Here is an 18787-nt window from a genome sequence, read left to right as displayed (position 1 = left end):
GGTCAGGCGTTGCGGGCGTTCCAGGCGGCGAAGCGTTCACCCAAGGTGCGCCGGAGGTCTCGGTCGTGAGCATCGAGCGCGGCCTGCAGGCGTTCCTCGAAACCCCGGACGGCTTCCTCGATCTCGTGGGTGAAGGTGCCCGCGTCGACCTCGATTGTGACCTTCTCGGCCGACGTGGCGTCAGCCGGCCTCGTTGCAGCCAGTGCGGCGACAGGCGCGAGCGGCGCAAGCGCTAGCGCCCGCAGGAACCTCCTACGGCTCTCGACCATCATGCTCTCCTGATCAGTTGTGCTGGCGCCAGTATTCGAAGCGCTCGCCGAAGGTACGCTGGAGCTCGGCGTCTCGTGCGTCGAGGGCGGCCTGGACGTGGCCCATGCTGAGGCTCGAGCCCCGCATGTCGAGATTGGTGACGGGCGAGAAGGCGAAGGTCGTCGCGAGTGCCCCAGCAGCGGCAGCCCGCGCGGTAGGCACCCGTGTAACCGGCGAGACAAACCCGCCTACCGCGTAGCCCTTCAACCCGCGCCGGATCGCTTCAAGCCGCCCTACCCCGATCCGGGACGTCGCCGCCTTGTCGAAGACGTACTCGCCGGCATGGACGATGCCCGCCGGCTGATCCTTTGATCCTGGGCCGGTGTAGCCGCCCGAAGAGAAGCCGAAGAGGCGGCCGATGGCGCTGAAGATGCCAGCACCTGCCCCGGCACCGCCTGCGCCCCCACCGCCGCCGAGCCCGCCGAAAAGGCCCGAGACCAGGCTATCGATCGCCCGGTTCGTGAGCGTCGACAGGAGCCGCTTCGCCGCGTTCGTGAAGGCGTCGGTCAGCTTGGCGCCATTGGCGAGGTCGGCGTTGATCCCCTTCAGGAACCCGCTCACCTCGCTCTTGGCGAAGTTCATCTCCTGGAGTTCGCGAAGCTGGCCGTAGGCGTTCTGGAACTCGGACGAGCCCGGGGCGCCGACCTGGCGCGCTTGGCTGTAGGCCCGGTTCTCCTCGTCCGTCCTGCCGAGAGCCGCCCGGCTGTCTGCGATATCCTGGTTGAACCGCGCCTGGACGCCCGTAGCGGCAGCCTTGGCCCGCGCATCGGCGAGCTCGAGGAGCTTCGCCCGCTGCGCCTCAAGTTCTGGCGTCAGCTTCTCGGACGAACCCTTGATGAGATCCTGAGCGTTCGCGAAGACCTGGGCGAGTGGCCCACCCTTCTCGCGTTCCGCCGTGAGCAGTTCCTCGACTGCGCGTAGGCGCTCGACTTCAGCTGCCGCCTTGCCGAGCGTGGCGGCTTCCGCCTCCATGGACCGAATGCGATCCTGCGAAGCCCGACCGGCCGAGCTGGAGCCTGTCGCCCTGCCCTGCGCGTAGTTGAGGATATCCTGCACGCTCGCCGAGCCACGCCGAAACACCTCCGGGTTCGACCGCGCCGCTGCAGGCAGGATCGACGCGGCATTCGCGCTCGGATCGGCCCGCAACATGCTGATCGCGCCGCCCGCACCGAGGAAGTGCGCGAGATGCAAGTTGCGATCCGAGGCGTTGAAGCCCGCCGCCTGAAGAAGGCGACCGTTCTCCTGCGCATAGGCTCGGATAAGCGCTTCCTGGTACTGGCGCTGGGAACGCATCGCGAGGATCGCTGCATCGTTCATCCCGGCCGCCATCTCGGGATAGGTGTCCTTGAACAGCCGGAGCCAGGTGCTCTCGATGAACTGGCCGGCGCCTGTCGCCGTCGAACGGGGGTTGCGGGCCCGGTCGTTGCCGCCCGATTCTGCGCCGATCACCTGCGAGACGAAGTCGCCGCTCACAGCGACCTGGCCCAGGGCGCGCCGGTTTGCTTCGGTGTTGTAGGCGTCGATCGCTGCGCCGCGTTGCGCCTCGATCGTGGGCAGGGCCCGGACGTTCCCGGCCTCGCGTGCTGCCCTCGCCATCTCGTCGAAGCGGAACTTGATCTCGGCTAGGCCGCGCGCGTAGCTGTTCAGCCCCGCTGTCTGGGCCTGAAAATTCGCCTGCCGGAGAGCGGCGGAGGCGGCCGTGCCACCCTCCTTGTAGGACTGCTTCAGGAGGTCGACCCTGTCCTGCAGCGCCTTGTAGGTCTCCAGCGCCTTCTCGGCCCCGCCCTCGATGTTCACGTCGGGATTGGCGATGGCGTCCGCTAGAGAGCGACCGAGTTGGGCGATCTGGGCGTCGAGCTTTCGGATCTCCTCGCCGGCCGCATCGAACTGAGCGACGATGTCGTTCGCCGCCCTCGACCGCTCGATAGCGCGCATCCGCTCGGCTTCTGCCGCCTGTGCCGCGCGCGTCACGCGGATCCGCTCCTCAAGAGCCCCGATCTCGCGGTCAATCTCGGTTGTCGCCGGCCGATAGCTCGGCACCTGCGCGGCAATCTCGCTCTCGCCGAGCCCCATCTGCCTGAGAGCTTCCACGAGCTCCGGCTCCGTGGTGCGTGCCGGGCGGCCCGCGAAGCCGGCATCACGCTGCCGGATCAGGCGCTCGAGCCGCTGCTCATCCGTCTCGGCCGGGGCGGCTGTAAGAGCGCGCGTCGTCGCCTGCCCTGCCCTGTCCGCCGCGTTCGCAACCGCATTCCAGGCTCGAGCCCAGACGCTCGTCTTCTCGGCTGCCTTGTCCAACTCGGGCTGGATCGCCTTCACGAGCGCGTTGATGGCGGCCTGACGGTCGCCCTGATTGGCGAGCGTCCGGATGTGCGCCAGAGTGGCTCCATCGATCACGCCTAGCTTTGCGGCGAGTTCGTCCGCGGCCTTGGCCGGGTCGGAGAAGAGCTTCGCAATCTCGGCCGAGGCATCGGCCGCGCTCAGGCCCATGCGCTTCGCGTAACCGGGCACCAGCCCGACGACGCTCTCGATCTGGTCGCGATCCACATTCCCGGTCTGAGCAACCAGGGACGCCGCCTCGCGCGCCTCGCCGACTGACATGCGCCCGCTCGCGGCGATGGCCTCCCCGATCCGGTTGATATCGTTGACGGTCGCGCCGGAGCGCCGTCCAATGCCCGAAAGACCCCTCTCGATCTTGTCCTGCGCATCGCTCCAGCGGATGCCGAGCAAAAGAGCGGAAGCCCCAATGCCGGCGATGCCGCCAGCTACAAGCCGGGCCGGTGTCAGTATCGCGAGCGCCCGCTTCGCGATCTCCCCCATGGCGCCACCGATGCCGCCGGGGTGATCGCCGAGCACCTGATATACCTGCCCGCCCTGTTGGGCGAGGACGCGCATCACATCGCTGCCGGACCCGAGCGAGGTAACGACGTCGTTGACCTGGAATCCCAGGTTCTTCCACTGGTCGCCGCGGAAGCCGGAGCGATTGTCGTTAGTGGCGTCGGCCATCGCGTCCGAGACGCGCTTTGCGGCGCGCCGGGCGGTCGCTTCAGACTTCCTGCCCCAGGTGTCGACGTCGCCGGTCGCCTTTGCCAGTTGGCGGGAGAGTCTTGTGATATCCGCATCGAGGCTGATAACCAGCCTCTCGATATCTGTGGCCAAGGACTTCTCCCAATGCTGAAATGGCTTCTGATCTCAGGCGCCGGACTAGTGGCCGCGTTCCTCTTGATCGGCGCTCTATCCGACCCTCCGAATATTAAGGAGCGTATCGACAAGGAGTGTGAGCAAGCATACCGCAATCAGGGGCAGCTTCGAGTCGATGAATGCAGACTTGAGATGACGGTGCGTTACGTCAATGACGCAGAGCGCAGCAAATCGCAGGGGGTTTACGACCGCATCCGCTGAGCGCGATGGGAACTGCTTTAACAGTTTCTATCGTTGTCAGCGATGCTCGCCGATCCTCCCCTAACGTGATCGCTTCTTAACCCAGCTCCACTCCTGATCATGCGATCCTACCCCTCCTTCGTCGCCGGACTGAACTACCCTTGTCCAGAAACGGGAAGATCGCGCTTAAAATACGCAGGTAGCCACGTGAAGGTTGGCGACCGTCTGACGCTCGTTCCAGAGCCCGACAATGAGCATGACGAGGACGCCGTCGCCTATCGCCACGGGGGTTTTCATCTAGGCTTTGTCCCGAGCCGCCACGATTGGGTCGCAAGATCGCTGGCGGAAGGAGACACTATCGTGGCCGAGGTGACCAACGTGGAGATCGAACGCACCGGATGGCTGGGCCTCGGCCGCGAAGTTCGCAGCATTCACGTCCGCCTTACAATCACCTCTGATGGATGATCAGATGGTCAGGCAACCGCGTCCGCGCTGCACTACTCACCCCGCAACCGCTCGTCCGGACGCGACCTCCGCATAGAGATCGTCGAAGACAGCCCGCGCGCGGGGCGGAGCATCGAAATATTCCCGCATCAGCCGCCGCGCGATCGTGTTGGCCTGCATCTCCTCGCTATCCAGCGACACGACGTTCTCGCCCTTCGACGGAGCAACCTGCTTACGGGCGGAGACCTGCTCGCCCTTCACACGATCTCTTCCCTTTCCTGAGGCGGCAGTGCGGCGAGGGCATCGATCTCGACGCCCTTGTCCAAGCTGGTCCCGGCGATGCGCTGGAGCGTGTCGCCAAGCTTCTCGCCGCGTTCCGCATCACGCTGAATGGATCGCTCCGAGCGGCCGGTGCTCTTGGCCGTGGAGGCAGTGAAGCGTTCCGGTTCGTTCAAGTCGCCAATTTGGCGACTTGATTTTGCCCTGCCGGATTTCCGATCGCCTCCGTGTGCCGCCTCCGTTGCCGCACTTGCCGGAGGCGGAGCCGTCGGAGCGGGGGTTTTTCGTTACCGGCTATCCTGCACGATAGGTCGGATCACCCGTTCCCGATGTGGTGACCCTTGCGCACCGGGAAGTCGGCCCGAGCGTAGATCGCTCGCATATCGGCGATCTGGCCACCCTGCAACCAGAGACCGCGCCGCATCATCTCGGCGTAGGTCTCGACCTGGGACTGATCGATCCTCCTCTGACCGTCGTAGTTGGTCTCGCAAGTTCACTAGGCTTGCTGGGAGAGAAGCCGCGACTGATCAGAAACTTCGCCTTCGACCCGCCCTGCGGATGGTTGATGTCCAGGAGGTAGTGGGTAATCTTTGCAGATGCGATAGCGAGAAAAGTCAGCTCCGCCATCGACGCAGAAGCTCAGTCCAGAGATTACGCCAGAGTCCGAAGGAACTTGGCCTCTATCACAGCAGGGCCGAGCGCCTCGGAGAACTCGACATCATAGGCCTCGCCGTTGTTCCAAATGCCGACGATCGTACCCTCAGTCCCGGCGATCACGTCATCCCCTTCCATGGTCCGAGCCGCCCTCGTCACGAGGACGCGCGTCAGCTCCGGCAGGGGTGCCGGCCCAACTGCGGCGTGACGGTGGACGTAGAAGGTCCGATCATCATCAGACCTGAGAGCGGCAGACACCTTCCCCTCCTTGGGATGGTCGCGTGGCGACGGGTGGGTGCCCCTCCGCCACTCCACAGAATGTGGTCTAGACCGTGTACCAGTCAACCATGGGTAGGTTAAGGGGTTCCTGTCTTGCCCTGCCCGGTTGAGGTGGGTGCCGGCCCTTGCCCTCCTAGCCTAAGCCCTGCCGCAACCGTCACCTCAGATCCCCAGCATGGCCGCGAGCGCATCCTCTTCCTGAGGCGTCATCGGCTCTGGCTCGTCAGGGTTTTGCGTCCGGTTCCAGGCTCGGACGATCTCGCCGAACTCCTGAAGTCCCATCCCCTCCAGATCGCGGAGGGACATGCCCATCACGAGGGCGCTCGCTTGGATCGCCGCGAAGTCGATGAGGGTTTCGCCCTCGCCTTCTTCGGCCTCGCGGCTGCCCCGTTTCCCTGTGCGGCCTCTGGGTCATGCCCCATGAGAGCTGCGCCAAGGACTAGCGTGGCCACGCCGATCGACTCCACCAGCGGGCGGGCATCGACGTAGAGCGAGCAGAGTCGAACCGCTTCCGGCGGCGCGGTGCCGCCACCGACCAGCCCGAGGCGGACCGTCTCCTGCGCATCCTCGACGCGGGCGCGGCCGGTCACGAGGCGCTGGAGCACCTCAGCCGGCCCGCTCGCGCACTTCTCCTGCAATTCCTTGAGCTGCGGGATGGCGAGGTGGAACCGATAGGTCCCGTCGCCCCACGCAAGCGTGATGTCGGTCTGGACACCCATGTTACGAGGAGGCCGGCGTCCAGACGACGGCGCCCGTGCTCACCATTTCGATGCTCTTCGTGACGCGGTTGCCCTTGACCGCGCCCTCTTCCATTGAGGTCAGGTGGAACTTGCCGAGCCAGTAGCCGCCGCCTGCGGCGAGGTTGCCTGACTTCTCGATGCGGACGTTGAACGGGAGATCGCTCTGCCAGACGGCGAGCCAGCGAGGCTCCGCTTCCAACGACATCACGCCGTTCCCGGAGACAGTAACCGACTTCGACACAATGTCCCGCTCGACCCACGAAGCGGCATCCTCATCGTCGCACGAGGGGACGTTGACGTCGTTCACTTCTTTCGTGAAGCGAACGGAGCGTTCCGTGAATCCACACGGAGCCACGTAGGTCGCTGGGGACGTCGCGTCCTCAAGCAGGATCTTGTAGCCCGCAAACGAGCGGGTCGTGGCCTGTGCCATGCGGGTCTCCTCAGTCCGTCGATGTGAAGGGTCAGACGCGCTCGACGAGGGCGCGGAAGGTCATTCGGGCGCGGACGAGCAGGCCGTCTTCGTCGCCGATGTTCGTGTCCCTGTGCTCGATTTCGAGCAGGCCCCACGGCTCTGCGAGCGTGAGCGCCTGATGATGCAGGGCGCGCCGGACAGCCTCTGCCGCTCGCGCCGCCTCCGGCTTGCCGACCGCTGTCGACCAGACATCCAGGTCGACATAGACCTCAAGGGCGTCGATCTGGTCAGAGCCGTCGTCGACCGCTTGCACTGACCGGAAATGGACGTAGGGCATCGGCGCTGCGGCCGGGACGCGGTCATAGACGCGCTGGCCAACGACCGCGGTGACCGTCGACGCAGCCTTCAGCGCCGTGACGACGGCACCCTGAAGCGCGAGTTCGGCGCTCATTTGCCGGCCGCGATCTGCTTGGCGGCCTTGGCGCCAGCCCGAGTGATCCGCCCCCGGCTCCGCTTCTTCAGGGCGCGGTACGGAGGATAGAAAAAGGGCTTCGCTCTCGATCCTGGATGCTGCGCGCCCTCGAACAACCCGCCGACCTCATGCGGCTTGGTCCCGAATTCTACCAGATGGGCGTAGCGCACCGCCGAGTTGCCGGCGGAGATGCGAACAGAGAGATCCGGATCCCCGAGTCCGCCCCCGACGCCCTGCGAGTACTTGACCCGCTCGCCACCCTGCGTCGCAACGATGCTGTTCGCGAGCGCGCCCGTCTTCTTCGGGACCAGCCGCTTCTGCATGCCGACGATCTCGGCCGCGCTCTGGTCGAGAGCCTTGCTCAGTTCTGCGCGGACGCCGGCCGGGATCTTGGCCAGGCGCGCTTTGAGGCGGTCGAGATTGCGGACGGCCATGGGTCAGCCTGCCCAGATCTCGCTCTCCGCGCCGACCACATAGGATCCGCGGGGACCATGGACGAAGTCGCCATCGCGGAGCCATTGCTGGTCGAGCGGGCCATAGCAACCGCCCGTCCAGTGCGCGGATCTGCGTCCCGTGATGGAGTTCTCGCAATAGACCCAGACGCCGTCCTGCCGGACAGCGCGCCAGGACCAAAGTGACTGGATGCGACGAAGCAGGCCGCGCATGGCCTACTTGCCCTTGCCCGCCTTCTCGACCGCAGCCTCGCGCACTTTCGGCGCGACGTAGACCGGCCGCGGCTCCTGCCGGATCACCGGGGCCGGGCCGGGCGTGTCGTCCACGATCATCTCTTCGGTCGCGGACTCGTCGATCTGGCCAGCGCCCGCCGCGAGTGCCGCCTCGACCTGAGCCTCCGGCAGCTTCCGGACGGACCCTGCTGCGTAGTGCATGGTCACGCCCGGCGACGGCTTGAAATCAAAGGCCTGGGTGAAGCGGAACATCTTCATGCCGTCTCTCCTGCGACCGGGACCAAATAGGCCGGTACTTGATTTTCCAGCCGGTGACCCGGCGCACGATCCACTTATCTTCACCGATCGTTGACCCGATCTGCTTCACGGGAACCGGCCGATACCAGAAGCCGCGCCAAGCTGAGCAGAGCGCCATTCGCAGGCGACGGAAGAAAGTCATGCCGTCTCTCCAGCCATGCAGACCAGCGAGATCCACTGGCGCTTGCGGTCCATGTCTTCGGCGGCGCGGATCGCGTAGACGGTGCCCGAGCGGACATCCGTGACCCGCCAGTCGCTCGTCACCGACCGAGTCTGACTGTCGAACCGGACCACGATCGTCACCGGCTGCTGACCCTGGAGCCGGGCGGCTAACACCGCCTCGCTCCCCGGCCGCATGATGAACATCGCGGCGCGCTGGAATTGCTCCTCGAACGGGCCGGAGACCTCGTTCCCCGCGCCGTCGTCGACGGCGGAGCGGCGGGCGAAGCTGACACGCTCGACGAGGTCGCCGGCGGAGGGCATCAACCCCACACCCGGTACAGGCACATCAAGCGGTCCAGTGCGGCTTGCATTCGCTCACTCGCGCTTCAACACTTATGTTGACTTCCACATTTGTGTGGAGTATCTTACATGCATGAACGCGCAGGAACTCAAGAAGTGGCTCGCAGCTCAGGGCTGCACCTTCGAAACCAAGAAGGGCGGCTCGGGCCACCTCGTGGTCCGGCGCGGCGACCGGAAGTCAGAGCTTCCGATGCATGGCGGCCGGAAGGAACTCGGTACCGGCCTGGTCAATGCGATCAAGAAGCAGCTGGGGTTGAAGTGATGCTCGCCTACCCGATCGAACTCACGCCCGACGACAACGGCACGCTGCTCGTGACCTGTCCGCTCCTCCCGATGGTCGCCACCTTCGGAGAGACCGAGGAGGAGGCGCGTCTTCGCGCAGCCGACGCGATCGAAACCGCGCTCGCCAGCATGATCGATGACGGCGAGGATATCCCGGTTCCCGAGACCACAGATCCGAAGGCGGTGCACCTCCCGACCCTGACGGCCGTGAAGGTCGAGCTCTACAGAGCGCTTCGCGAGGCCGGCATAACCAGGGCCGAGCTCGCGCGACGGCTGGGGTGGAACAGAGAGTCCGTGGACCGCCTGTTCCGGCTGGATCATCGCTCCCGGTTCGAACAGCTCGAGGCGGCGTTTCATGTCCTGGGCAAGCGCGTCGGCGTCTATGTCGAGGCTGTCGCGGCTTAAGTTGCTGAGCTTCGGCTAGGCCGAGGAGGAAGCGACCGCACCGATCACCCGCCCAGCCATTCGGACAGGTCCATCTTCCGGAAGCCCTGCAGAGCGGAGCACGCCGAGCAATTCACAACCTCGATGCCCCGCTCAGCCAGGACGGGCGCAGCGCGATCCATCGCGACACGCCAGAGTTCGGCCGTTCCTTCGTGCGGGTTCGATAGGCCGCCCTCGTGCGGCCCGTGCCAGTGGACGCCGCGGTCAACCCTGGCATCCAGACCCACGAGCGCAATCCGGGTCGCCCCGAACTGCACCGCGAGGTTCAGCGCCTGGAACCCACTTCCGCCGCCCGACCCGATGACGCCCGGCTCGTCGAAGACGATCCCGTCCACGAAGAGGCCGCGGCAATCGAGGGCGAGCTCGACTTGATGAACTCCAGGGTGCTCGGATCGGCTGATCTTCAGCCCCTGGAACTCGTTCCCTGCCCCGGTTCGCCACCAATGATCGTCGCTGGCGTAGAGCGCATCCGCGAAGGGGACGAGCCGCCAACTGTTGTTCGTCGCGATGATGCGCGCCCGCCCCTCGATCTCAGCGAGAGGAGCCTCGGCCGCGCTCGGCCCGGAGGCCACGATCACGCATCTCTGCCCGGTCCAGTCCGGGAACCAGTCGGGGCGGGTCAAGCGAGCGCCGGGTCCCGATCGCGCCAAAGGAGCGCCTTTACGGCATCCGTCAGCGGGTTCGTTTGCCCCTCACGGTCACGGTATAGCACGCCGAGGACGAGCAGGATTGCCGACCTGACCCGCGGCGGCGCCGTCTCCTCCGTCCAGCCGTGATTTGGTTTTTTGAGGTAGCCAATGACGATGTCGGTCGCCTCCTCGGCTTTGGCGGCGAGGAAAGCGTCCTGCTCGTCATGCTCGATGAGCAGTTGCTGCTTCGCGTCGGAAACAGAGATGAGGGCTACCATTTGGCGCCGTCAGGCCCGAGCTGCGTGAGGTCTCTGCCCGCGGGACCAGCCTTCCCCTCCGGCCCTCGCTCGCCGTCCTTCCCATCCTTGCCGTCGCGCCCGCGCTTCACCGCGAGGCGCCAGCCGTCTCCGCTGTCCGGCTTCGCATCGGTCTCCTTCTGGGCGATCCAGAACGAGCCCGCCCACGTCACGCCGTCGCCGGCTTGGTAGGTCTCGCCTGCCTTGTAGACGCCCCGATCGAGCACGACCGCGATGGAGTGGCGGAATTCCTTAACGTCGTCGCCGCGTTGGTAGCGTCGCACGATGGTCCGGCCGTCATCTTCCAGGGACTCGGTCATATCCTCGAACCCGAGGCCATCCGCGCCTCGCTCGCCATCTTTGCCATCGCGGCCAGGGGCGCCGTCGGCTCCGTCTTTGCCATTGCGGCCGATCACAGGGCCAAGGCTCCTGGTCTCGCCGTTCGACAGCGTCACGACAAGCTCGCCCTCTCGATCGATCAGAGCGCCGGCCAGACCTGTACCGTCCCGTCCATCGCGGCCGTCCTTGCCATCGCGGCCGTCCTTCGGCGGAGGGAGGGTCGAGATCGCCTTCTCCACACGATCGGCTATCAGACGCTCCACCTCGACCGGATCGACGTCCCTTCCATCACGACCATCTGCCCCATCCTTTCCATCGATCCCGTCCTTCGGAACGGGGATGGCCGCGATGGCCTTCTGGACTTCGGTGGAGACGAGTTGCTCAACCTGGGCAGGATCGATGTCCTTGCCATCGCGGCCTGGAGCTCCGTCCTTGCCGTCGCGGCCGTCCTTGCCATCGCGGCCTGGAGCTCCGTCGACACCATCCTTGCCGTCGACGCCGTCTCGGCCCCGCTCGCCGTCCTTGCCCGGCTGCCCGTCGATCCCATCGCGGCCACGGGCTCCGTCCTTGCCGTCGCGGCCGTCGCGGCCGACGACGCGGCCGACCTGCTGCTCGGTCCCGTCCGTGAGACGCAGAATCAGGACTCCGCCATCGTTCAGCGTAGCCGCAGCGATCCCAAGGCCAGCCGGCCCGGGGACGGGGACTGGAAGTTCCCGGCGCTCGAGCTCGTCGATGCGTGCAAGGAGCGGCGCCGTGGCCGCCGTGACGTGCTCTCGCACGACCAGCGCCAACTCGTCCGCCAACGCCTCGATATGCGCTGCGTTCATGGCTTCGCCAGGCTTTTCCGCAAACGGGAGCCGAAATAGGCTGCACTGACCGCAGGCGGGTTGTCGTTTGCGGGCGGAGGGCCGTCAGAGGCGGGTGCCGGCTTGGCTGCCGTGCCAAACGGGTCGTCCTGCGCATCGCGCTTGGCGAGTGCCTCGATGCTGTAATCCTGCTGCTGCCGGTAAACGGCATCACCGCCGGTCTTCGGGGCCAGGTCCAGCTTCTGACGGGCCTCGTTCGGCGTGAATGTGTTCTTGCCCTTATCGAGCACCTCCATCTGCGTCACGCTGTCCATGCGGAGCAGGTTGTCGGTGTCGAACTCGGTCCCGATCGAGACACCGTCCATGCCAAGACCTTCGTCAAGACATGCCTCGATCGCCTCGATATGCGCTTGCAAGCACTGCGAGTAGTACTCGACGTTGAGCGCCTGGATGTTGTTGTAGCTGGGCATCGCGCCGACGCCGATCTTGTACGGCGGGACGTGGTAGGTCGAGCAGATGACCTCCGCCGTCCATTTGAGCTGCTCGATGAGCTGCGAGTCGACGGCCTTTGCCGTCATGGCCTCGTATTTCAGCCCGTCGCCCAGGACCGCGATCCGGCCGCGGTTCTTGCCGCTGTAGTTCGCCTCCCAATGCTCCTTGAGGCGCTTGGCCGTATCGTCGCCGATCGCGCCAGGCGCCGTCAGGATGCCGCCCGGCGTCGCTCCGTTGCGGAAGAAGCCCGCCGACATGTTCTGGATCGCCAGGCCCTGCGTGGCGGCGAGCCCGTTGGCGAAGATCGGGGACAGTCCAACTAACGGGTGAAAGAAGCAATTGAATCGGTCGTGGATGATCTCGCTTGCCGGAACGAGGATGTAATCCTCGCTGAGCCCCGAGAGGCTGTCCCGCATCAGCCCGTAGTAGATCGAGCCGTCATCCGCGACGAGCACCTTCACGCGGTCGGGGTCGAGCACATAGAGACGCACCACGACATTGCGCGCGTCCCGCTCCTTCAGGACGTAGGTGTTGCCCCGCTGGAGCTTCGACAGGACCCAGCACTCGATGAACTGCTGGCGGGTCTGGTAGCGGTTCGGTTTGCGCAGCACCGGGGAATAGGCCGGGTTCGTCGTCTCCTGCCAGATCCTGTCCTGCTTCTGGACGAGCTTGATCCGCAGCTTGCCGATGTCCGCCGCGATGAGCGTCCGGACGGCGAAATCGGCGTGATTGGCGAGAACGGAGTCGTACTTGACTTCGACGTTCTGCTGCCATGCGCCCGTAAAGCCCTCGCGGATGAGCGGAAACCACCCACCCCGGTTGTCCACCGGGGCAAGAGAGGCCGCCGCCTTCCCGCGAGTGAAGGGGATCCTCAGACCGAGGACGCGCAACTGCTAGTCCCCAGGGAGCGTCGGAGGTCGTGTCAGCAAGGTCGCAGACCCGCCCTGGTCGAGGACGAGAACGCGGACAGTCGAGCCCGCGGCTTCCTTGACGGCCTCAGCGATCTTCTTCATCTGGCTGTCGGCCATGGCGCCCGGATAGCTGATGACCAGGAGGTCACGCGGAGCTTCTGTTTGGGGCATGCGTTAGTCCTCGGCGCGTACGTCGCGACGATTGTACCGGCCCTGCTCGGCCGTGCGGGAGCCGCCGGCCTTGCCGTTGCCGTCGTGGTCGAGCGGCTTGCCGCGGCGCTTCTTCTTCGCGGCCTCGATCTCTTCCTCGAGCCGCGGGGCGCCCCAGCGGAGATCAGGCGCCTCGCCCGCCACCGCTTCGTATTCGGACCGCAGTTCATCCAGGCGTGTGGCCTTCGCCGCCTCCTCCGGATCCACGTCGGGCGCGAGTTCGGCCTTGCGGATAGCCGTCAGGATGCGCGCATCCCGCGGCGTGGCCGCCCTGAAGGCGTCGCCAGCCTCTAAGGAACGCCCGCCGTAGCGCATGGCTTTGGTGGCGATGAGGTCGGTCTTCATGGCCGTCTCCGCGTGTCAGGGTGAGGCCGGCACGCGGCCGGCCTCGGGATCGACAGATCAGGCGTAGCGGGCCGCGTCGATATACTGGACGGCGCCAGCGCGGCGCTTGCGCCAGTTGATAAACCGCTCGGCCCGGATGCCGACCATGTTCATCTGCCAGAGGCTCATCAGGACGGTGTTCGCGACCGGCGGGTTCGTCGGGGCGCTGTCCATCTGGAGCGACGCCTCGCGGCTGGCGTCGAGCATCACTTCGCCATCGTCCGCGAGCATGATCTCGGACGCCTTGGCCAAGATGATGCGGGCACCGTTGCCGGTCACCGGCGAGCCCGTGCCCGGGTTCGGGATGACGTTCTCGGACAGCACGACCGGCAGGCCGAAGAACGTGCCGCCGCTGTTCCCGTTGACGGCGAGTCCGGGGAATTCTGGCTGGCCGAGAGGGTTCAGCATCATGGCGAGACCGAGGGCCTGGACCTCGCTCATGATCCACACAGCGCCCGCGAGCGACATGTTGGCCGTGATGAACTTCGCCATCAAGGACTTCACGTCGGCACGGACGTGATCCGCGGTCGTGCCCGACGCCACGACCGGCGTGACACCGTTCGTGATCGACGCCGGCTTGACATCGGTCGTGCCGGCGTTCGTCGGGTCGACGAAGTCGCGGTCCATCGTGAGGACGATGGTGTCGACCAGATCCTGCCGAACGATCGCTTCCGCAGACGGGTTCGACTGCCGCACGAGCTCGTCGGTCAACACGACGATGCCCGCCAGCTTCGTGCTGCCGAGGGCAATCTGGTCGAACGCGAGCGCGCTGACCGGCTTCGGGGCGCCCTCTCCGACCCACGACGCGGACGAGCCGGCCGTCTGGCGGGGGACCTTGATGTTGAAGGGCACGCGACGGAGACCCGGGATACGGCCAATGATCGTCTGAGGCCGCAGAAGCTCTGCGAACTCGGACGCCATGTTCTGGTATTCGACCAGCGGCTTCGCCCAGGCCGTGTCCGTGGTGGTGCCGGCGGCGACGGCCGCCTTCAGGACGGTCTCGACCTCGGGCGTGCTGTCGTGCCAGCCCTTCGCGATCTGTTCCGCCTGAAGCAGGTTGCCCTTGGAGCGGGCGAGCGCGATGGCATAGCGGGTAAAGGCCGTGCCCTTCGGCAGGTTCGTGCCCTTCACCTCAACGCGCACACCGCCGCGGGCCTGCGAGCCCGTCTCGCTGTCTCTGACGCCCTCGACCGGCTTGGCCGTGGCGAGGTTCGCCTTTTCGAGGTCGCCCAGGCGCTTGAGGTGATCGTCGATCGACTTCACCTCGGCGGCGAGGCCGTCGTATTCCTCGGTGCCGGCCGCATCGAGGGTCGAGCCCTCCTCGGCCGCCTTGTTCATCAGCTCGACCATGCGAGCCGCCTTCGCCTGGCGCGTGGCCTCGAAGGCAGCAATCTGCTCTGCGATCGTCTTCATGTTACGTGCCCCTTTCGTCGGGCTGGGATGCTGGTGGGAGCCCGTAGCGCCGGGGGTGACAGGTCGGTCGGATGCCTTCGGCTCCATGCCTGTCGCGGCGAGCACCGGGCGGTCGATCGACTTGATGGTGGAGATCATGGCGTCGACGTTGGCCGGCACCGTCACGAGCGAAAGCTCCAGGACCTCGCTCTCGATGAAGCGGAAACCGCCTCCCTCGAGCCGCGAGTATTCAAGCGGCGTGAAGCCGATCGAGACACCACGGACGAGGCCGGACTTGACCTCGCCCCAGGCGGTATCGACGCGGTCCTTGAGCGGGCCTGCCTCCTCGATCTTCGGGAGCGTGGCCTTGAAGGTGATCCCATCCTTGGTCGGCTTGTCGAAGACGACGTTCCCGACCGGGTTCCGATGGTCGTGCTGATGCAGCAGCGGCATCGGGTTCCTGAACTTGACCCCGAGCGGCTCGACGATGTCCCCCATCCTGTCCGGGCTAGGAGTGGTCGCAACGCCAGTGATGACGCGCTCGTCGTCGCTGACGGCCTTCACCGTCAGCAGCGAGTACATGCGGTTCATAGATTCGGCCTCCCGGCCGGAGCTCAGACGAAGAGCATCTGGTATGACTTGGCCGGCTTGCCTTCGAAGGCGCAGGCCGCGCCGAGCGCCATGCAGAGCGCCACGGCTGCGTCGATCTTGTTCACGGCCCGCTCCTTCGCGAGCCAGTAGTTTCCCCAGCGGTCACTGTCGGTCACGGCCGACATCATCGCCGATATCAGGACCGGGTTCTTCCGGAGGCGGATGCGGCGCTCTAGGATCGCGTCCTCAAGCTCCCGCAGGGAGCCCGGCATCCAGAGCCCTTCCGCTTTGGCACCTGAGCGCGCCGCCGCGGCCGCCATGGCTTCGGTCGGCTGGCCCTTCTTCGTCCCGCCCTGCGGGTGCTCGACGAACTCGATCGAGAGACCGAGCTTCTCGCACTCCGGCTCAAACCCGCGACGGAACGCATACCGATCGTAGGCGAGGCACACGACCTTGTAGCCGTGAGCGTATTCGGCAACCGCCTGCGCGACGTGATCGAACCGGATGCTCTGCCCTTTCGGGGCGTTGAGGTGGCCTTGCTGTGCCCAGAGCCGGTAGGGCTGCTTGTCCTGCAGTTCGCGCGCCGCGATCGTGTCGCCGGGCGTCCAGGCCTCGATCCAGGCATCGAAGGTCGGCTTGCGGACGATCTGGACCCTGCCGTCCCGCTCCGCCTCGACCTCGACTTCCCCGGTCTTCACGACCGCCGCGAGCGCGGTGATGTCCTTGTTCTGCGAGAGGTCGCAGCCGATCCAGATTTCCGCGTCCCGGTGCTCAGCCGGGTCGAACTCGTGAAGCACGGGCTCGAGCGCCGCCCGCGTCATCCAGGCCGTCTCGGCATCCGTCCATTGGCAGAAGTGAAGCCGGAGGATGCCGTTCAGCTTGCTCGGCATCTGCTTCGCCTGCGAGACGACGCCGGCTAGGTATTCCTCTGTGATCGTGACGCCCAGGAGCGGGTTCGCCTTGATCCAGCAAGCCGGGTCCTTGAGCGGGTCATCCCCGTCATCGAGAGCGCAGACATACGAGAACGTCGTGTCGTCGATGATCTCGCCCAGGTAGAAGGCGTCGCCGTCCTTTGCGTCTGGATTCCCGGCCGCGACCCGGACCGCGTGCTCGTGCTCGACCCAGCAGACCGAGTTCCGATCCGACCCGCTGTTGGTGATCATCAGCAGCAAAGGCTGCCGGCGGAACTTGAAGCCGCGCTCCAGAATCTCGATGATCCCGGCGTCGGCGTGCTCGTGGAGCTCGTCAACCAGCGCGAAATGCGGCCGCGGCCCGGAGCCGGTCTTCTTCGTCTCTCGCGACACCGGCCGGAAGAACGAGCTCTTGGCCAGGTACGCGATGTTGAACTCGCGGCCCGGGCCCCCGCTGCGCCTCAGCCGCTTGTCGAGGTCGGGCGACTTGTCGACCATCTTCACGGCATCCCGGAAGAGGATGCCTGCCTGCTCTTTTGTGGCGCCGGCCGAGTAGATCTCGGCACCCGCCTCGCCATCAGCCATCAGGCCGTAGAGACCGATCCCGCCTGCGAGGGGGGACTTACCGTTGCCCTTCCCCTGCTCGACATAGGCGCGACGGAAGCGCCTTGTCCCATCGAGCCGCTTCCAACCGAAGACGGCCCCGATGATGAAGTCCTGAGCGGGCACAGACCGGAACGGCAGGTTCTCGAACTGCCCCTCGCTGAGCTTCAGCTTCTCCTCGAAGAAGCGCAGCGCGTGGCTACCCGAGCCCTTCTCGCCGTCTCCCCAGTGCCAGACGATGTCCTTGCGCTTCAGGTCCTCGATGTGGCGCCGGCAGGCGTTCCTGACATGTGGCCCTGCCACGATGTCCCCCGACAGCACCGACTCGGCGTATGCCGTCGCACGGTCACTCGTCGAAGAAGTCGTCCCTCTTCTCGGCATCCTTCGCGATCCGATTGCGCTCGTCGGTCAGGCCGAGCTCCGACATGTAGGCGCGCATCTGTCCGTGCTTGGACGCCGGGAAGCTCGTCGGAGCGAACCGGAATTCCTGCCAGAGCTCGCAGAACGCGATCGCCGCGGCCTCGCGGGCTCCGTCCAGCCACCCGGCCGGCTCGATGTATCGTTTCCAGGCCGCAGCAGCCTCGCCCTTGAAGTGCTTCGGGCGCTGAGGCTTGCCGAAGCCGTCGGCCGTCGCCGCAACCTGCTTCAGGTCAGCTTCCGAGCCGTGCCGGGTCGCGTTGCGCGTCCCATCAATCAGGCGGAGGTGCGCGGGCTTCGGCTTAGCGCCGCGGCTCGCCATGGCGAATTGGCCCTTTCAGGACTTTAATCTGCAAATGCGCGAAATTTGGGGGGCGGCCGGTCCGGAGCTGAAGGCCCGCTGAACCTTGAACGCCCCCCCCGGGGGTGGCTCAGGCTGGCCACCCGTCGGCGCCGACGGCCTGGACTGGCCTTCCTCGCTCCTGCCTCTGCTTGTCTCGGTCGTGGTGCTCGCGACAGAGCGGCTGCCAATTGCTCGGGTCCCAGAAGAGCGCTTGGTCCCCTCGGTGCGGGACGACGTGATCGACGACGGTAGCCTCGCGGACCATGCCGCCTTGCTCGCACATGCGACAGAGCGGGTAGTCCCGGAGAAAGCTAGCGCGGGCGCACTCCCACCTGGAGGTGTAACCGCGGGCGCGGGCGGATCCGCGCCTTGCGTCGTACTCTCTGTTCCTGGCTCTGCGTTCGAGGGGCTTTGGCATTCAGGCCGTGAGCTCATCCCAGACGATCATGAAGCCGAGACCGAAGAGCAACGCCGAGGAGGTCCAGAGAAGTGCCGCGAGGGCAGTAAGCCCGAGGGATCCGAGGAGGGGGATGAGGATCCACATGCTACACCACCTCACTCAGCGTGATCACCGGCGGACGATTTCCGACATGGTCGGACCTTCAGAAGAACAGGCGCCCCGAGCTGCGGCGTGATGCACGCGGTCCGTCGATCAGCCGCGAGATGATCATCACGACGGCCAGGGCGAGTCCCACGCAGCCGGCGATGGTGTCGTAGTCGCTCAGGGGCATGCGCTCGTCCGTTTCGTCCCAGGATCGTACCAATGCAGGAAACCGCGCCAGAACGGATCGTGTTGGTTCCGAGCCGCGTGAGCCTGAACGTGGATGAGTGCTACCAGATACAAGACAGCGAACTGCTCAAGCCACGTCATCGTCTCTAGCCTCTGGTGGGTGGGCTCGAGTAGGTGCTCACGGAACCGGCCTACATTGCGATCGGCCTGACTTTCGACGGCCACAACGTGGCGCCGCCGTGAGATGCCGGGAGTGGAAGCGCTACGGCCAAGAGCACAGTCGCCGTTTGCTCCGTCCCGGTATTGAGGCTCAGCCCCGAAGGGCGAGCGAAGATGGGTGCCTCACGGCGCCCGTAGGCACCAAGGGGGCGTTGTTCCTGCACCATGCCTATGAGGTGGAAAACAGGCGCCGCTTTCGCCGCCGTGAGACTTCCGCGCTATCCCGAGGGATGCGCGAGGGGATCGGGACGCCGCTTCCGCACCTCTCGGCTGGCCCCAGGGCTTCGGGGCCATTGAACGGATTGCCAGAGGCCGA

The 18787-nt window shown here is 66.0% G+C and carries 30 protein-coding genes; 4 read left to right on the top strand and 26 right to left on the bottom strand.

Translation table 11 applies throughout. From position 1 onward, the window contains the following. Nucleotides 1–2 precede the first annotated feature (2 nt). Nucleotides 3–272, bottom strand: a complete 270-nt coding sequence (locus HJG44_RS22115) for a hypothetical protein (RefSeq protein WP_171220569.1) — start codon at nt 270–272, stop codon at nt 3–5. Between the two features lie 10 nt (nt 273–282). Next, a complete protein-coding gene (locus HJG44_RS22110) occupies nt 283–3465 on the bottom strand; it encodes a phage tail length tape measure family protein (RefSeq protein WP_171220568.1) in 3183 nt (1060 codons plus the stop codon). Between the two features lie 12 nt (nt 3466–3477). Between HJG44_RS22110 and HJG44_RS22105 the strand changes: the two genes are divergently transcribed. Both HJG44_RS22105 and HJG44_RS22100 read left to right on the top strand, forming a co-directional pair. Further along, nucleotides 3478–3708 (top strand): hypothetical protein, encoded by a 231-nt coding sequence (locus HJG44_RS22105; RefSeq protein ID WP_171220567.1) that lies wholly within the window; start codon nt 3478–3480, stop codon nt 3706–3708. A gap of 186 nt (nt 3709–3894) precedes the next feature. Next, nucleotides 3895–4152, top strand: a complete 258-nt coding sequence (locus tag HJG44_RS22100; RefSeq protein ID WP_210261283.1) for an HIRAN domain-containing protein — start codon at nt 3895–3897, stop codon at nt 4150–4152. Between the two features lie 36 nt (nt 4153–4188). Here the strand turns inward: HJG44_RS22100 and HJG44_RS22095 are convergent, their stop codons facing one another. From HJG44_RS22095 to HJG44_RS22045, 12 genes are all read right to left on the bottom strand, one after another. Next, on the bottom strand, nt 4189–4392 hold the full coding sequence (locus HJG44_RS22095; protein ID WP_171220565.1) for a hypothetical protein: 204 nt from the start codon (nt 4390–4392) through the stop codon (nt 4189–4191). Beyond that, a complete protein-coding gene (locus HJG44_RS22090; RefSeq protein ID WP_171220564.1) occupies nt 4389–4586 on the bottom strand; it encodes a hypothetical protein in 198 nt (65 codons plus the stop codon). Before HJG44_RS22090 ends, HJG44_RS22095 begins: the two co-directional genes overlap by 4 nt. A gap of 247 nt (nt 4587–4833) precedes the next feature. Then, the gene (locus HJG44_RS24500; protein ID WP_430395089.1) at nt 4834–5037 is read right to left on the bottom strand and encodes a DUF6883 domain-containing protein; all 204 of its coding nucleotides are present in this window, start codon (nt 5035–5037) and stop codon (nt 4834–4836) included. Nucleotides 5038–5061: 24 nt separating this feature from the next. Next, a complete protein-coding gene (locus tag HJG44_RS22085; protein ID WP_346767240.1) occupies nt 5062–5322 on the bottom strand; it encodes a hypothetical protein in 261 nt (86 codons plus the stop codon). A gap of 183 nt (nt 5323–5505) precedes the next feature. Beyond that, nucleotides 5506–5655, bottom strand: coding sequence for a hypothetical protein (locus HJG44_RS22080; RefSeq protein ID WP_171220563.1), 150 nt, complete (start codon nt 5653–5655; stop codon nt 5506–5508). Then, on the bottom strand, nt 5655–6062 hold the full coding sequence (locus HJG44_RS22075) for a gene transfer agent family protein (protein ID WP_171220562.1): 408 nt from the start codon (nt 6060–6062) through the stop codon (nt 5655–5657). Before HJG44_RS22075 ends, HJG44_RS22080 begins: the two co-directional genes overlap by 1 nt. Nucleotide 6063: 1 nt before the next feature. Next, complete coding sequence (locus HJG44_RS22070) at nt 6064–6513, bottom strand: phage tail tube protein (RefSeq protein WP_171220561.1); 450 nt, start codon at nt 6511–6513, stop codon at nt 6064–6066. Nucleotides 6514–6544: 31 nt separating this feature from the next. After that, nucleotides 6545–6946 carry a DUF3168 domain-containing protein gene (locus HJG44_RS22065; protein ID WP_171220560.1) on the bottom strand — a complete coding sequence of 134 codons (402 nt, stop codon included), beginning with the start codon at nt 6944–6946 and terminating at the stop codon, nt 6545–6547. Next, complete coding sequence (locus HJG44_RS22060) at nt 6943–7401, bottom strand: HK97-gp10 family putative phage morphogenesis protein (protein ID WP_171220559.1); 459 nt, start codon at nt 7399–7401, stop codon at nt 6943–6945. Before HJG44_RS22060 ends, HJG44_RS22065 begins: the two co-directional genes overlap by 4 nt. Before the next feature lie 3 nt (nt 7402–7404). Further along, nucleotides 7405–7632: a hypothetical protein gene (locus HJG44_RS22055; protein ID WP_171220558.1), complete on the bottom strand. Its 228-nt coding sequence runs from the start codon at nt 7630–7632 to the stop codon at nt 7405–7407. 3 nt (nt 7633–7635) lie between these two features. Beyond that, nucleotides 7636–7911: a hypothetical protein gene (locus HJG44_RS22050; RefSeq protein WP_171220557.1), complete on the bottom strand. Its 276-nt coding sequence runs from the start codon at nt 7909–7911 to the stop codon at nt 7636–7638. A 177-nt stretch (nt 7912–8088) separates the two neighbouring features. Then, the gene (locus HJG44_RS22045; RefSeq protein WP_171220556.1) at nt 8089–8433 is read right to left on the bottom strand and encodes a phage head closure protein; all 345 of its coding nucleotides are present in this window, start codon (nt 8431–8433) and stop codon (nt 8089–8091) included. Nucleotides 8434–8545: 112 nt separating this feature from the next. Between HJG44_RS22045 and HJG44_RS22040 the strand changes: the two genes are divergently transcribed. Together HJG44_RS22040 and HJG44_RS22035 are read left to right on the top strand one after the other, a co-directional pair. Further along, the gene (locus HJG44_RS22040) at nt 8546–8734 is read left to right on the top strand and encodes a type II toxin-antitoxin system HicA family toxin (RefSeq protein WP_171220555.1); all 189 of its coding nucleotides are present in this window, start codon (nt 8546–8548) and stop codon (nt 8732–8734) included. Beyond that, nucleotides 8734–9159 carry a type II toxin-antitoxin system HicB family antitoxin gene (locus HJG44_RS22035; RefSeq protein ID WP_171220554.1) on the top strand — a complete coding sequence of 142 codons (426 nt, stop codon included), beginning with the start codon at nt 8734–8736 and terminating at the stop codon, nt 9157–9159. Before HJG44_RS22040 ends, HJG44_RS22035 begins: the two co-directional genes overlap by 1 nt. A 44-nt stretch (nt 9160–9203) precedes the next feature. Here HJG44_RS22035 and HJG44_RS22030 read toward each other — a convergent pair whose 3' ends face one another. The 12 genes from HJG44_RS22030 to HJG44_RS24105 all read right to left on the bottom strand — a co-directional run bounded on the left by HJG44_RS22030 (nt 9204) and on the right by HJG44_RS24105 (nt 18253). Continuing rightward, nucleotides 9204–9821, bottom strand: coding sequence for a hypothetical protein (locus tag HJG44_RS22030; RefSeq protein ID WP_210261282.1), 618 nt, complete (start codon nt 9819–9821; stop codon nt 9204–9206). Then, a complete protein-coding gene (locus HJG44_RS22025) occupies nt 9818–10105 on the bottom strand; it encodes a head-tail connector protein (protein WP_171220553.1) in 288 nt (95 codons plus the stop codon). The genes HJG44_RS22030 and HJG44_RS22025 overlap by 4 nt, the downstream gene beginning before the upstream one ends. Further along, a complete protein-coding gene (locus HJG44_RS22020; protein ID WP_246736424.1) occupies nt 10099–11253 on the bottom strand; it encodes a collagen-like domain-containing protein in 1155 nt (384 codons plus the stop codon). Before HJG44_RS22020 ends, HJG44_RS22025 begins: the two co-directional genes overlap by 7 nt. A gap of 32 nt (nt 11254–11285) precedes the next feature. Next, the gene (locus HJG44_RS22015) at nt 11286–12650 is read right to left on the bottom strand and encodes a phage portal protein (protein WP_171220551.1); all 1365 of its coding nucleotides are present in this window, start codon (nt 12648–12650) and stop codon (nt 11286–11288) included. Between the two features lie 3 nt (nt 12651–12653). Beyond that, nucleotides 12654–12842: a hypothetical protein gene (locus HJG44_RS22010; RefSeq protein ID WP_171220550.1), complete on the bottom strand. Its 189-nt coding sequence runs from the start codon at nt 12840–12842 to the stop codon at nt 12654–12656. Between the two features lie 3 nt (nt 12843–12845). After that, nucleotides 12846–13226: a hypothetical protein gene (locus tag HJG44_RS22005; RefSeq protein WP_174873205.1), complete on the bottom strand. Its 381-nt coding sequence runs from the start codon at nt 13224–13226 to the stop codon at nt 12846–12848. A 57-nt stretch (nt 13227–13283) separates the two neighbouring features. Beyond that, nucleotides 13284–15248 carry a phage major capsid protein gene (locus tag HJG44_RS22000; protein ID WP_171220549.1) on the bottom strand — a complete coding sequence of 655 codons (1965 nt, stop codon included), beginning with the start codon at nt 15246–15248 and terminating at the stop codon, nt 13284–13286. Nucleotides 15249–15271: 23 nt separating this feature from the next. Further along, nucleotides 15272–17065: a terminase large subunit gene (locus HJG44_RS21995; RefSeq protein ID WP_210261281.1), complete on the bottom strand. Its 1794-nt coding sequence runs from the start codon at nt 17063–17065 to the stop codon at nt 15272–15274. Between the two features lie 43 nt (nt 17066–17108). Further along, entirely contained in the window at nt 17109–17501 is a 393-nt protein-coding gene (locus HJG44_RS21990) for a hypothetical protein (protein ID WP_171220547.1), read from the bottom strand. Nucleotides 17502–17610: 109 nt separating this feature from the next. After that, complete coding sequence (locus HJG44_RS23900; RefSeq protein ID WP_430395093.1) at nt 17611–17805, bottom strand: HNH endonuclease signature motif containing protein; 195 nt, start codon at nt 17803–17805, stop codon at nt 17611–17613. Between the two features lie 135 nt (nt 17806–17940). After that, complete coding sequence (locus tag HJG44_RS24110; protein WP_281411564.1) at nt 17941–18066, bottom strand: hypothetical protein; 126 nt, start codon at nt 18064–18066, stop codon at nt 17941–17943. Nucleotides 18067–18124: 58 nt separating this feature from the next. Further along, a complete protein-coding gene (locus HJG44_RS24105) occupies nt 18125–18253 on the bottom strand; it encodes a hypothetical protein (RefSeq protein WP_281411563.1) in 129 nt (42 codons plus the stop codon). Nucleotides 18254–18787: the final 534 nt, after the last annotated feature.

It is taken from the genome of Enterovirga aerilata (genome assembly GCF_013044135.1).
GTDB classification, from domain to species: Bacteria; Pseudomonadota; Alphaproteobacteria; order Rhizobiales; family Beijerinckiaceae; genus Enterovirga; species Enterovirga aerilata.
Note: the sequence above shows the minus strand (reverse complement) of the source record. Positions and strands in the feature narration are given on the sequence as shown.